The organism is Pseudomonas sp. AC355 (assembly GCF_979258205.1).
Genome location: NZ_OZ409843.1, coordinates 4,139,483 through 4,152,501 on the forward strand (window position 1 = coordinate 4,139,483; position 13,019 = coordinate 4,152,501).

Below are 13,019 nucleotides of genomic sequence, written 5' to 3' on the forward strand. Positions count from 1 at the left end.
GGGGTAGACCGCAGCGGCCGTTGGCTGTTAGCGACCGTTCAGCGCGTGGGGCGCCGCGGGTAGCGCTTGAGGCTTTCTACCAGATCTCGGCCGGGTATGGGGCGGTCGAACAGGTAGCCCTGGCCGATATCGCAATGCTGACGGCGCAGGAAACCCAGCTGGGCTGCGGTTTCGATACCTTCGGCGACCACCTTGAGCTTGAGGTTGTGCGCCATGGCGATCACCGCCGAGGTGATTTCCATGTCGTCCTGATTCTCCGGGATGTCCTTGATGAAGCTGCGGTCGATCTTGATCACGTCGATCGGGAATTTTTTCAGGTAGCTGAGTGACGAGTAACCCGTGCCGAAGTCATCCATGGCCAACGTCAGGCCCAATTGCTTGAGGCGGCTGAGCTGGCTGCGGGTACTTTCGGTAGCTTCCAGCAGGAGGCCTTCGGTGAGCTCCAGCTCAAGCATCTCCGGCGGCAACTGCTCTTCCTCCAGGATGGCGGCAATCGAGCCGACCAGATCCGGGTCGCTGAACTGCTTGGGCGACAGGTTGATTGCCACCTGCAGGTTACCCAAGCCGACGGCGGTGAGCTGCTTGCTCATGCGGCAGGCCTGACGCACCACCCATTTGCCGATGGGCACGATCAGCCCGGTTTCCTCGGCGACACTGATGAACTGATCCGGACGAATCATGCCTTTTTCCGGATGCTGCCAGCGCAGCAGCGCCTCCATGCCCAGCAGTTGTCCGGTCTTCAGGCACAGCTTGGGCTGGTAGTAGACCTCGAGTTCGTTCTGCGTCAGGGCGCGGCGCAGGTTGTTTTCCACGAATAATTTGTAGTTGGCCTCGGCATTCAGAACATCTGTGAATACCTGCAACTGATTCTTGCCGTTGGCCTTGGCCTTGTGCAGTGCGAGGCCGGCATGCTTCATCAATGTCTGCGGATCTTCACCGTGTTCAGGTGAGCAGGCCAGGCCAACGGAACCGGTGACGTTGATCAACTGGTTATCGACGAACAACGGCTTATCGAGGGTTTCCAGCACCTGTTGAGCGATCAATTGGCCGCGCTCACTATGGCAATTGTCGAGCAGGATGGCGAATTCGTTGCTGGCGAAGCGCGCCAAAGTACCTTCGCCGCCGAAGCTGTTGCGCAGGCGCTTGGACAGGCTCACCAGCAACTTGTCGCCAGTCTGGTGGCCAAGGGTGTCGTTGATTCGTTTGAAGTTGTCGATATCGACCAGTAGCAGGCTAATCGGTGAGCTGCTGGTGGTGGTGAAGCGTTTTTCCAGGGCTCGAATAAACGCATAGCGATTGCCCAGGCCGGTCAGGTTGTCGCTGTAAGCCAGGCGTTCGATGCGCTGCTGAGACTGTTTGGTTTCGGTAATGTCTTCATAAATGCCAATGTAGTGCGTCAGCGTGCCGTCGTCGGCGTGCACCTTGGAAATCGAGAACTGGCTCCAGTACGGTTCCAGGTTCTTACGCCGACTCTTGAATTCGCCCTGCCAGCTGTTCTGTTCTGCCAGCCCGGAAGTGCTGTCGAATAGCAGCTCGCTTAGATTCTCCAAGGCGGGTAGCTCCGACAGCTGACGACCCTGCACTTCGTCGGCGCTGTACTGGGTAATCGCGGTGAAGCTTGGGTTTACGTACTCCACCATGCCGTCGCGATTAAGCAAGATGAAGGCGCTGGCGCTCTGCTCGACGGCACGCTGGAACAGATACAGAGCGCTGGTGGCGTTACGGCGTTCCTGATTGCTCAGCACGTTGGCGTATTGATCGGCCAACTCTCCGGCGAAGGTGACTTCTTCCGCCTGCCAGATCCGCGGCCCACCGGTGTGTTCCAGGCACAGTACGGCAACCAGTTCACCACCGACCCGGATGCTGGCATCAAGTATGGCGGTGATCGCTTCGGGACGTAGATAGTCGTCACGCAGCTCACTGGTGCGCGGATCGCTTTCGGCGTCATGGGCGTTCAGCGAGCGACTTTCTTTCAATGCACGAAGGTATTTCGGGTAGCGACGACCGTCGATCGGTAACGGTACTTCGTAATGATCCTGATCGAGCAGATACAACGCCACGGGATCGAGCGTGTCGCCATTGATATGCCAGATACCCGCTCTGGCAACGCCGTATATCTCGCAGGCGCTGCGGGTGATCAGCTCGGCAGCTTCACGCGTCGGATCGCTGCTCTGATAGCGCTGGCTGGCTAGGCGCACGATGAGTTGCTGTTGCGCGAGAGAGCGCAGTTGATGCTGCTGCAGTTCAGCCTGGCTGCGCTGAAATTGCTCTAGCGAGTCCAGCACCTCGGTGTGCTCTGGTGGCTCTGGCGTGGGAAGGTTGTGGCTGTCTGCGAAAGCGTCGTCGGTGACCATCAGATAGCCGCGCAACAGGTGTCGTCCCCGTTGTTTGAATGGCTCGCCGAGCTCCATCAACCTCAACGGTCCGTGCGGTGTGTGCAGTGTGTAGTGCACCAGGTAATGTGTGCTTTCAGACAATTGTTGCTGAATGGCATCGTGCAGCCGGTAGCGTGCTTCCGGTTCCATCAGGCTGGCGTAGGGCGTTTCCACCAGGGTGCAGAGGTCACTGGCGGCGATACCGAGCTGCTTTTCGCAAGATGCATCAATGAACAGCAGCAGCCAGTTCGCTTCGTTCATCCGCTCGAAACGCAGCATGCCGAGCCGAGAAGGCACGGGCAGTTGCGTCACGACCTCGGCCGCTAAACGGCTCGCGGCATCGGGATGGCTTTTCATCGAATGGCTGTATCCATCTGCTGGCCTAGGCAAACGCCTGGCCTTTTCACTATAGCGCTAACGAGGGGGTTGCCGTATCTCCCTGGCCGCTGCAAGGCGGTAATGGCCCTTAGGTTGCACCATGGGGTGACGGCTGACAAGAAATCTAATGGCATTGTGACGTCTTTCTTTTAACTGGCTGATTTAAATAAATAATTATTTAAATTTGACGTCTATTACGGGGTTTCGAGCGCACTTTAACGCGACCACCGAGTTGAAATATGCAAAAAAAACCCCGCCTGATCGGGCGGGGTCGAGGTTACGAGCGTGGCGCTCGAAAACGTATTGCTTACAGCAGCATGGTGCGGATGTCGTTCAGCACATCGCCCAGGCGCTTGGTGAAGCGTGCAGCGGCTGCGCCATTGATCACACGGTGATCGTAGGACAGCGACAGCGGCAGCATCAGCTTGGGCTGGAAGGCCTTGCCATCCCAGACTGGCTGGATGGTTGCCTTGCTGACACCGAGGATTGCCACTTCCGGTGCGTTGACGATCGGCGTGAAGCCGGTGCCGCCAATGTGGCCGAGGCTGGAGATGGTGAAGCAGGCGCCCTGCATGTCGTCAGCCGAAAGCTTCTTGTTGCGCGCTTTCTCTGCCAGTGCAGCGGCTTCAGCAGCCAGTTGCAGCAGGCTCTTCTGATCGACGTTCTTGATCACCGGTACCAGCAGGCCATCGGGGGTGTCGACTGCGAAGCCAACGTTCACGTACTTCTTGCGGATGATCGCTTTGCCACTTGGCGCCAGCGAACTGTTGAAGTCCGGCAGCTCCTTGAGCAGGTAGGCGCATGCCTTGAGCAGCAGTGGCAGAACGGTCAGCTTCACGCCGGCTTTCTCGGCAACGGCCTTCTGGGCGACGCGGAAGGCTTCCAACTCGGTGATGTCAGCCGAATCGAACTGAGTCACGTGTGGCACGTTCAGCCAGCTGCGGTGCAGGTTGGCGGCGCCGACCTGCATCAGGCGGGTCATCGGCACTTCTTCGATTTCACCGAACTTGCTGAAATCGACGGTCGGGATCGGCGGAATGCCAGCACCACCGGTTGCACCGGCAGCCGCTGCGGCAGGAGCCGATTTGGCCTTCTGCAGCTCGGCCTTGACGTAAACCTGCACGTCTTCCTTGAGGATGCGACCTTTCGGGCCAGTACCTGCCACGGCGCTCAGCTCGACGCCGAACTCGCGGGCCAGCTGGCGTACGGCCGGGCCAGCGTGCACTTTGCTGCCATCACGGCTTGGCGTGGCTGCCGGAGCGGCCTGCGGTGCAGCCTTGGCAGGTGCCGAACCCTGAACGTTGGCCGCTTTGGCCTGTTCCGGGGCAGCAGCTGGCGCCTGAGCGGCGGCTGCAGGTTTGGCGGCGGCCTTGCCCTGGACTTTCAGAACCAGGATCAGATCACCGGTCTTGGCCTGATCGCCGACCTTGATGGAAATGCTTTCGATGACGCCAGCCTTGGGGGCAGGGATTTCCATGCTGGCCTTGGCCGACTCCAGCACGATCAGCGACTGTTCGGTTTCGACGCTGTCGCCAACCTTGACCAGTACTTCGATCACGCCAGCAGCATCTTCGCCGATGTCCGGGATGCGGACTTCTTCGCTGCTTTCGCCAGCCGGTTCTTCAGCTGCCGCAGGAGCGGCGGCTTCGGCAGGGGCAGCAGCACTCGGTGCGGCAGCAGGAGCGCTGGCAGCTTGCTTCGGCTGTGCACCCGCGGCGCCTTTGAGCACCAGGATCAGGTCGCCGGTACCCACTTCGTCACCGACCTTGACCGACACGCTCTCCACCACGCCTGCAGCGGGCGATGGAATTTCCATGCTCGCCTTGTCGGATTCGAGGGTGATCAGCGACTGGTCGACTTCGATGGTATCGCCCGGTTTGACCGCTACTTCGATGATGCTGGCCTTGGCGCTGGAACCGATGTCCGGCACTTTGACTTCCTGAGGCTCGGCACTGCCAGCAGGCTCAGCCTGCGGCTCGGCGGCTGGTTGCGCTGCTGCGGCAGGTTCTGCCTTGGCAGGTGCCGGTTCTTGCTCGGCCGGGGCGGCTTCGGCATCGCCTTCCACGTCCAGTTCGAGCAGCTCGTCGCCTTCTTTCAGGTTATCGCCCAGCTTTACTTTCAGGCTCTTGACGACGCCGGCCTTGGGGGCCGGGATCTCCATGCTGGCCTTGTCCGACTCGAGAGTCAGTAGGCTTTGGTCGGCCTCGATGCGGTCGCCAACCTTGACGAACAACTCGATGACTTCACCCTCACCACCGCCGATGTCGGGTACGCGAATCAATTCACTCACAATGCGTCTCCTCAGCAGTCCAGTGGGTTGCGTTTTTCGGGGTCGATACCGAACTTGACGATGGCTTCAGCCACGGCCTTGCGTTCGATCTGACCACGATCGGCCAGCGCTTCGAGCGCAGCCAGAACGACCCAACGGCGATCCACTTCGAAGAAGTCGCGCAGTTTGCGGCGGCTGTCGCTGCGGCCGTAACCGTCGGTACCCAGTACCTTGTATTCCTTGACCGGAACCCACTGACGAACCTGTTCGGCAAACAGCTTCATGTAGTCGGTGCTGGCAATGACCGGGCCCTGACGACCGCTCAGGCACTGCTCGATATAGCTCTTCTTGGGTTCCTGTTCCGGGTGAAGGCGGTTGCTGCGCTCCACGGCCAGGCCATTGCGACGCAGTTCGTTGAAGCTGGTAACGCTCCACACATCGGCGCCGATGTTGTAGTCGTTGCGCAGGATCTTCGCCGCTTCGCGAACTTCGTTGAGGATGGTGCCGCAACCCAGCAGTTGCACGTGGTGGGCGGCTTCCTTCTTGTCCTCTTCGAGCAGGTACATACCCTTGATGATGCCTTCTTCGACACCTTCGGGCATGGCCGGCTGCTGGTAGTTCTCGTTCATCACGGTGATGTAGTAATAAACGTTTTCCTGCAGGGTCATCATCCGGTGCGTGCCTTCGCGCATGATCACCGCCAGCTCGTAAGCGTAGGTGGGGTCATAGCTGCGCACGTTGGGGATGGTGCTGGCGAGGATGTGGCTGTGGCCGTCCTCGTGCTGCAGGCCTTCGCCGTTCAGCGTGGTACGGCCGGAAGTGCCGCCCAGCAGGAAGCCGCGGGTCTGGCCGTCGCCGGCAGCCCAGGCCAGGTCGCCAATACGCTGGAAGCCGAACATCGAATAGAAGATGTAAACCGGCAGCATCGGCGTGTTGTAGTTGCTGTAGGCGGTACCAGCAGCGATAAAGGAGGAGAACGCACCGGCCTCGTTGAGACCTTCCTGGAGGATCTGGCCGTCCTTCTCTTCGCGGTAGTACATCACCTGATCGCGGTCGACCGGCTCGTACAACTGGCCGACAGGCGAGTAGATACCCAGCTGGCGGAACATGCCTTCCATACCGAAGGTACGGGCCTCGTCAGCGAGGATCGGCACGATGCGGCTACCCAGCTCCTTGTCCTTGACCAGCGACGCGAGGATGCGACCGAAAGCCATGGTGGTGGAGATTTCGCGGTCGCCCGAGCCATCCAGAACGGCCTTGAGGGTTTCCAGCGGCGGCGTCGGGATGCTGATGTTGCCGCGGTTACGCTGCGGCAGGTGGCCACCAAGCTTCTCGCGGCACTTGCGCAGGTATTTCATTTCCGCGCTGTCTTCGGCTGGGCGGTAGAACGGCAGTTCTTCCAGCTGCGAATCGTTCAGCGGGATATCGAAGCGATCGCGGAATTTCTTCAGCGACTCGATATCGACTTTCTTGGTGTTGTGCGCGGTGTTCTTGGCTTCGCCGGCACCGGTGCCATAACCCTTGATAGTCTTGGCCAGAATGACGGTCGGCTGACCCTTGTGGTTGACCGCCTGGTGGTAGGCCGCATAGACCTTGTACGGATCGTGGCCACCGCGGTTGAGGTTGAAGATTTCCTCGTCCGACAGTTTCTCGACACGTTTGAGCAGCTCTGGGTCGTGCCCGAAGAAATGCTTGCGCACGTAGGCGCCGTCTTTGGCCTTGTAGTTCTGGTACTCGCCGTCGATCGCCTGATCCATACGGCGCTGCATGCGGCCGTCTTCGTCCTGAGCGAACAGCGGATCCCACATGCGGCCCCAGATGACCTTGTTGACGTTCCAGTTGGCGCCGCGGAACACGCCTTCGAGTTCCTGGATGATCTTGCTGTTACCGCGAACCGGGCCGTCGAGGCGCTGCAGGTTGCAGTTGATGACGAAGATCAGGTTGTCGAGGTTCTCGCGGCCGGCCAGGGAGATGGCGCCCAGGGTTTCCGGCTCGTCGGTCTCACCGTCACCGATGAAGCACCAGACTTTCTGCTTGCCGGCCGGGATGAGGCCGCGGTTTTCCAGGTACTTCATGAAGCGTGCCTGGTAGATCGCGGTGATCGGGCCCAGGCCCATGGATACGGTCGGGAACTGCCAGAAGTCCGGCATCAGATGCGGGTGCGGGTACGACGACAGACCGCCACCGTCCACTTCCTGACGGAACTTTAGCATCTGCTCTTCGCTCAGGCGGCCTTCCAGGAAGGCGCGTGCGTAGATGCCGGGAGAGGCGTGGCCCTGATAGTAGATCAGGTCGCCGCCGTGTTCGTCGGTCGGAGCCTGGAAGAAGTAGTTGAAGCCGATGTCGTAGAGGGTCGCACTGGAGGCGAAGGTAGAGATGTGACCACCCAGATCCGGATCCTGCATGTTGGCGCGCATGACCATGGCCAGAGCGTTCCAGCGAACGATCGAGCGGATGCGGCGCTCCATGAACAGGTCACCCGGCATACGCGCTTCGCGAGTTACCGGGATGGTGTTGCGGTAGGGGGTGGTAATCGAATAGGGCAACTGCGTGCCGCTACGAGTGGCCAACTCACCCAGACGCGTCATCAGATAGTGGGCACGGTCTTCGCCTTCCTTGTCGAGGACGGATTCCAGTGCGTCCAGCCATTCCTGGGTTTCGATTGGATCGAGGTCTTGCATGGCTTGCTCCAGAGCGGAAAGGCTTCCAGAATCGGAAGCCAGGATGCGTGGCCGGCTTTTTGAGCGGGCACATTAATTCTTGGATATACCGGTTGGGTAGATCCGGCTTTGTGTAGTTTTACTACATTTCGCTGGCGATTTCAGCTCTTCCGAACGATTGAGTCGTACCAAAACTACAATCAAATCAGGCGTGAGCCAGACGCGGCGAGCCTTCGCAAGGGCTTCGTCGGTTTCCCAACAGGTTCCGTAGCCCGCCGAAAAGGATAGACCATGAGCTTGCCCGCGCTGGTTTCTTTGCCCGCCATCCTCCAGCCGCTGGCCCAGCGCGCCGAACAGTCCCTGACTCAGGCCTTCAGCCAATTGTCTTCCCAGGCTGCCGCCGATTTCGCCGGCTGGCCGCCGCTGCGCAAGGAGCATTTGCAGCGTGTCGCGGCGGCCAGTGACTTCGTCACACAGCAGGGGCTGCGTGACCCGCAGATGCTCCTCGAGCTGGCCGATAGCGGTGAGCTGGAGCGCCGGCTGGCGGCTGGCGAGTTGCGGGGGCAGCTTGCCGAGCAACTGAGCGAGTGCACTGACGAAAACGCCCTGGCGCGCAGTCTGCGGCGCTTTCGCAATCGTCAGCAGGTGCGCATCATCTGGCGGGATGTCAGCCGTCAGGCGGATCTGGTGGAAACCTGTCGCGATCTTTCCGATCTGGCCGATGCCTGCATCGATCTGGCCTATCAATGGCTCTACCCCAGGCACTGCGAGCAGTTCGGCACGCCGGTCGGGCGCCGCACTGGCGAGCCGCAGCACATGGTTATCCTCGGCATGGGCAAGCTCGGTGCCTTCGAGTTGAACCTGTCGTCGGATATCGACCTGATCTTCGGCTATCCGGAAGGCGGTGAAACCCAGGGGGTCAAACGGCCGCTGGATAACCAGGAGTTCTTCATTCGGCTGGGCCAGAAACTGATCAAGGCACTCGACGCCATTACCGTCGACGGCTTCGTGTTCCGCACTGACATGCGCCTGCGCCCCTATGGCTCTTCCGGCGCGCTGGTCTTCAGCTTCAATGCGCTGGAGCAGTATTACCAGGATCAGGGTCGCGACTGGGAGCGCTACGCGATGATCAAGGCGCGGGTGGTCGGCGGTGATCAGGAGGCAGGCGCGCAGTTGCTGGAGATGCTGCGCCCGTTCGTCTATCGGCGTTACCTGGACTTCTCCGCCATCGACGCGCTGCGCACCATGAAGCAGCTGATTCAGCAGGAAGTACGCCGTAAGGGCATGGCCGAGAACATCAAACTCGGCTCCGGCGGCATCCGCGAGGTGGAGTTCATCGCCCAGGCCTTTCAGCTGATTCACGGCGGTCGTGATCTGAGCCTGCAGCAGCGCTCGCTGCTCAAGGTGCTCGATACCCTCAAGGGGCAAGGCTATCTGCCGTCGCAGGCGGTCGACGAACTGCTCGCCGGTTATGCCTTCCTGCGTTACACCGAACACGCCCTGCAGGCAATCGATGACCGGCAGACGCAGATGCTGCCGGACAACGATGAGGATCGTGCGCGGGTGGCGTTCATGCTCGGTTTCGATGGCTGGGAAGCCTTCCATGAAAAACTGATGTACTGGCGTGGGCGCGTCGACTGGCACTTCCGGCAGGTCATCGCTGACCCGGACGAAGATCAGGACATCGGCGAGGAGCCCATGGTCGGCGCCGCCTGGCTGCCGCTGTGGAACGACGATCAGGATGAGGAGGCCGCCTGCCGGCAACTGGCCGAAGCTGGCTTCACCGATGCCCAATCTGCCTGGCAGCGCCTGGTAGGCCTGCGCAACGGCAATCAGGTGCGGGCCATGCAGCGCATCGGCCGCGAGCGTTTGGATGCTTTCATTCCGCGGTTACTGGCCGCCACGGTGGAGCAGGAAAAGCCGGATCTGGTGCTCGAACGCGTGCTACCGCTGATCGAGGCGGTCGCGCGGCGCTCCGCCTACTTGGTGCTGCTCACGGAAAACCCCAACGCGCTGCTGCGCCTGCTTACGTTATGTGCGGCGAGCCCGTGGATTGCCGAGCAGATCACCCGCTTTCCGCTGCTGCTTGACGAACTGCTCAACGAAGGTCGGCTGTTCAGTCCGCCCCAGGCTCCGGAACTGGCGGCCGAGCTGCAGGAGCGGCTGACGCGCATTCCCGAGGACTAACTGGAACAGCAGATGGAAGCGCTGCGCCATTTCAAGCTGGCCCACGGCCTGCGCGTGGCCGCATCGGAAATTACCGGGACGTTGCCGCTGATGAAGGTCAGTGATTACCTGACCTGGCTGGCCGAGGCCATTCTCGATCAGGTGCTGGCCCTGGCCTGGCGGCAGATGGTCACTCGGCACGGCACGCCGCAGCGGCCCGACGGTAGCCTGTGTGCGCCGGACTTCATCATCGTCGGCTACGGCAAGGTCGGCGGTATCGAGTTGGGCCACGGTTCCGACCTGGATCTGGTGTTCATCCATGATGGCGATTCCCAGGCCGAGACCGATGGCGCCAAACCCATCGACGGCGCGCAGTTCTTCGCCCGGCTGGGGCAGCGCATCATTCACCTGCTGACTGCGCAGACCAACTCCGGCCAGCTCTACGAGGTCGACATGCGCCTGCGCCCCTCCGGCGCAGCGGGCTTGCTGGTCAGCTCACTGGGGGCTTTCCGGCGTTATCAGGAAGGCGAAGCCTGGACGTGGGAGCATCAGGCGCTGGTGCGCGCCCGGGTGCTGGTTGGTTGCCCGCGGGTAGGTGCGGCTTTTGCCGAGGTGCGTACGGCCGTGTTGGCCCGTGAGCGTGATCAGGCCAGACTACAAGCCGAGGTCAGTGAGATGCGCGCGAAGATGCGTGACAATCTCGGCACTCGCGCTACCGCTGCCGGCACGGCGGACAATGCCTTCGACGCAGCGTCGGTGTTCGACCTCAAGCAGGACGCCGGAGGTATCGTCGATATTGAATTTATGGTGCAATACGCGGCTCTGGCGTGGTCGAAGCAGCACCCGGTACTGCTCGAATTCACCGATAACATTCGCATTCTGGAAGGCCTGGATCGGCTCGGTCTGCTCCGCGATGGCGAGGCGACCCTGCTGCAGGATGCTTACAAAACCTATCGCTCTGCAGCCCATCGACAGGCGTTGCAGAAGCAGCCCGGGGTAGTGGGTGGCGACCAGTTCCACGAGCACCGACGCAACGTGATGCGCATCTGGCGTGAACTGGGCCTCTGATGACCGTCACTCGCCACCGTGCCCCCTCAATCATTGCACCGCTGAGCTTATGAATATTCTGATCATCGGCCCTTCGTGGGTAGGCGACATGGTGATGGCGCAGACATTGTTTCAATGTCTGAAAGTGCGCCATCCCGATTGCGCCATCGACGTGCTGGCGCCGGAGTGGAGTCGGCCGATTCTCGAGCGCATGCCCGAAGTGCGTGAAGCACTGAGCTTTCCTCTCGGCCATGGCGTGCTGGAGCTGGCCACGCGGCGGCGCATCGGCAAATCCCTGGCCGGCCGCTATGACCAGGCGATTCTGCTGCCCAACTCGCTGAAATCGGCGCTGGTGCCATTCTTCGCCGGTATCCCCGTGCGCACCGGCTGGAAGGGCGAGATGCGCTACGGCCTGCTCAACGACGTGCGCACCCTGGACAAAGCCCGTTACCCGCTGATGATCGAGCGTTTCATGGCGCTGGCCTACGCGCCTGGTGCCGAGCTGCCGCAGCCCTATCCACGGCCTTCGCTGAGCATCGATCCGGCGACCCGTGACGCGGCGCTGGCGAGCTTCGGCCTGACTCTGGATCGGCCGGTTCTGGCCCTGTGTCCGGGCGCCGAGTTCGGTGAGGCCAAGCGCTGGCCGAGCGAGCATTACGCTCGTGTCGCCGAGCACAAGATCCGCGAGGGCTGGCAGGTCTGGCTGTTCGGCTCGAAGAAAGATCACCCGGTCGGCGAAGATATCCGTTCACGGCTGATCCCGGGGCTGCGTGAGGAAGTGGTCAACCTGTCCGGTGAAACCAGCCTGGCCCAGGCCATCGACTTGCTGTCCTGCGCGGCCTCGGTGGTCTCCAACGATTCCGGGCTGATGCACGTGGCGGCAGCGCTCAATCGCCCGTTGGTGGCGGTCTATGGCTCGACTTCGCCTGCATTCACTCCACCTTTGGCCGAACAGGTCGAAATTATTCGTCTCGGTATCGAGTGCAGCCCGTGCTTTGACCGTACCTGCCGTTTTGGCCATTACAACTGCCTGGTACAGCTCGAACCGCGCGTCGCCAACGATGCGCTGGATCGGCTCGTCGCCCGTCCGGTCGAGGTCTAGCGCCGGATGCGAGTGCTGTTGATCAAGACTTCGTCGCTGGGCGATGTGATCCATACCCTGCCGGCGCTGACCGACGCGGCCCGAGCCATTCCCGGTATCCGTTTCGACTGGGTAGTGGAGGAGGGCTTCGCCGAGATTCCGGCCTGGCACCCGGCGGTTTCCCAGGTGATTCCGGTGGCCATCCGCCGCTGGCGCAAGCACCCGCTGCAGACCCTGCGTAGCGGTGAGTGGTCGCGCTTCAAGCAACGCTTGCGCGACACCCGTTATGACCTGGTTATCGATGCCCAGGGGCTGCTCAAGAGCGCCTGGCTGACTCGATACGTCAAGGCGCCAGTGGCCGGGCTGGATCGCAATTCCGCCCGCGAGCCGATTGCCACGCGCTTCTATGATCGCCGCTACAGCGTACCCCGTGCCCAGCATGCCCTGGAGCGCACCCGCCAGCTGTTCGGTCAGGCGCTGGGTTATAGCGTGCCCGCCGGTCTGGGTGATTACGGTTTGGATCGCGCCCAGCTTGCAGATCCGTCACCGCGCCCTTATCTGGTATTCCTGCACGGCACCACTTGGGCGAGCAAGCACTGGCCGGAAGTCTACTGGCGCGAGCTGGCCGAGCAGGTCAGCGAGCAGGGCTGGTCGGTTCGGCTGCCCTGGGGCAACGCGGTAGAAAAGGCGCGAGCCGAGCGTATTGCTGCCGGCATCGAGGGTGCTGCGGTGCTGCCGAAGCTCAACCTGGCCGGCGTCGCCAAGGTGATCGCCGGTGCCCAGGCCTGCGTTGCCGTGGATACCGGTCTCGGCCACCTGGCTGCCGCGCTGGATGTGCCTTGCGTATCGCTGTACGGGCCGACGTTGCCCGGCCGCGTTGGCGCCTACGGCCGTTCGCAGATTCACTTGTGTGCCAGCGGCCCGGATGCTGGCAAGGGTGATCGCGACAAGCCGTGTTTCGATGATTTGCTGCCGCAGCGGGTGTTCACCGAGTTGCACGCGCTGCTGCTGGACATGGGGATAGACTGATGCCACAGAGCGAA

5 protein-coding genes and 1 pseudogene are annotated in these 13,019 nt (G+C 61.5%); 3 read left to right on the forward strand and 3 right to left on the reverse strand.

All coding sequences use genetic code 11. The annotated features are described in order from the left end of the window. Positions 1–38: 38 nt before the first annotated feature. The 3 genes from ACZ0AI_RS19365 to aceE form a co-directional block, all read right to left on the reverse strand. Positions 39–2,732, reverse strand: coding sequence for a sensor domain-containing phosphodiesterase (locus ACZ0AI_RS19365; protein WP_463563266.1), 2,694 nt, complete (start codon positions 2,730–2,732; stop codon positions 39–41). Positions 2,733–3,060: 328 nt separating this feature from the next. Further along, positions 3,061–5,043, reverse strand: coding sequence for a dihydrolipoyllysine-residue acetyltransferase (gene aceF / locus ACZ0AI_RS19370; protein ID WP_463563267.1), 1,983 nt, complete (start codon positions 5,041–5,043; stop codon positions 3,061–3,063). Between the two features lie 11 nt (positions 5,044–5,054). Continuing rightward, positions 5,055–7,703 (reverse strand): pyruvate dehydrogenase (acetyl-transferring), homodimeric type, encoded by a 2,649-nt coding sequence (gene aceE, locus ACZ0AI_RS19375; protein ID WP_463563268.1) that lies wholly within the window; start codon positions 7,701–7,703, stop codon positions 5,055–5,057. A gap of 270 nt (positions 7,704–7,973) precedes the next feature. Between aceE and glnE the strand changes: the two are divergent. The 3 genes and pseudogenes from glnE (at position 7,974) to waaC (ending at position 13,005) form a co-directional block, all read left to right on the forward strand. Continuing rightward, positions 7,974–10,916, forward strand: a pseudogene (gene glnE, locus ACZ0AI_RS19380) (bifunctional [glutamate--ammonia ligase]-adenylyl-L-tyrosine phosphorylase/[glutamate--ammonia-ligase] adenylyltransferase). Between the two features lie 49 nt (positions 10,917–10,965). Next, positions 10,966–11,997 (forward strand): lipopolysaccharide heptosyltransferase II, encoded by a 1,032-nt coding sequence (waaF, locus tag ACZ0AI_RS19385; RefSeq protein ID WP_225836136.1) that lies wholly within the window; start codon positions 10,966–10,968, stop codon positions 11,995–11,997. 6 nt (positions 11,998–12,003) lie between these two features. Continuing rightward, positions 12,004–13,005 (forward strand): lipopolysaccharide heptosyltransferase I, encoded by a 1,002-nt coding sequence (gene waaC / locus ACZ0AI_RS19390; RefSeq protein ID WP_463563269.1) that lies wholly within the window; start codon positions 12,004–12,006, stop codon positions 13,003–13,005. Positions 13,006–13,019: the final 14 nt, after the last annotated feature.

Coding starts and splice junctions, on each gene's coding strand:
- ACZ0AI_RS19365 (WP_463563266.1), bottom strand. CDS start 2,732: ATGAAAAGCCATCCCGATGCCGCGAGCCGTTTAGCGGCCGAGGTCGTG.
- waaC (WP_463563269.1), top strand. CDS start 12,004: ATGCGAGTGCTGTTGATCAAGACTTCGTCGCTGGGCGATGTGATCCAT.
- aceE (WP_463563268.1), bottom strand. CDS start 7,703: ATGCAAGACCTCGATCCAATCGAAACCCAGGAATGGCTGGACGCACTG.
- waaF (WP_225836136.1), top strand. CDS start 10,966: ATGAATATTCTGATCATCGGCCCTTCGTGGGTAGGCGACATGGTGATG.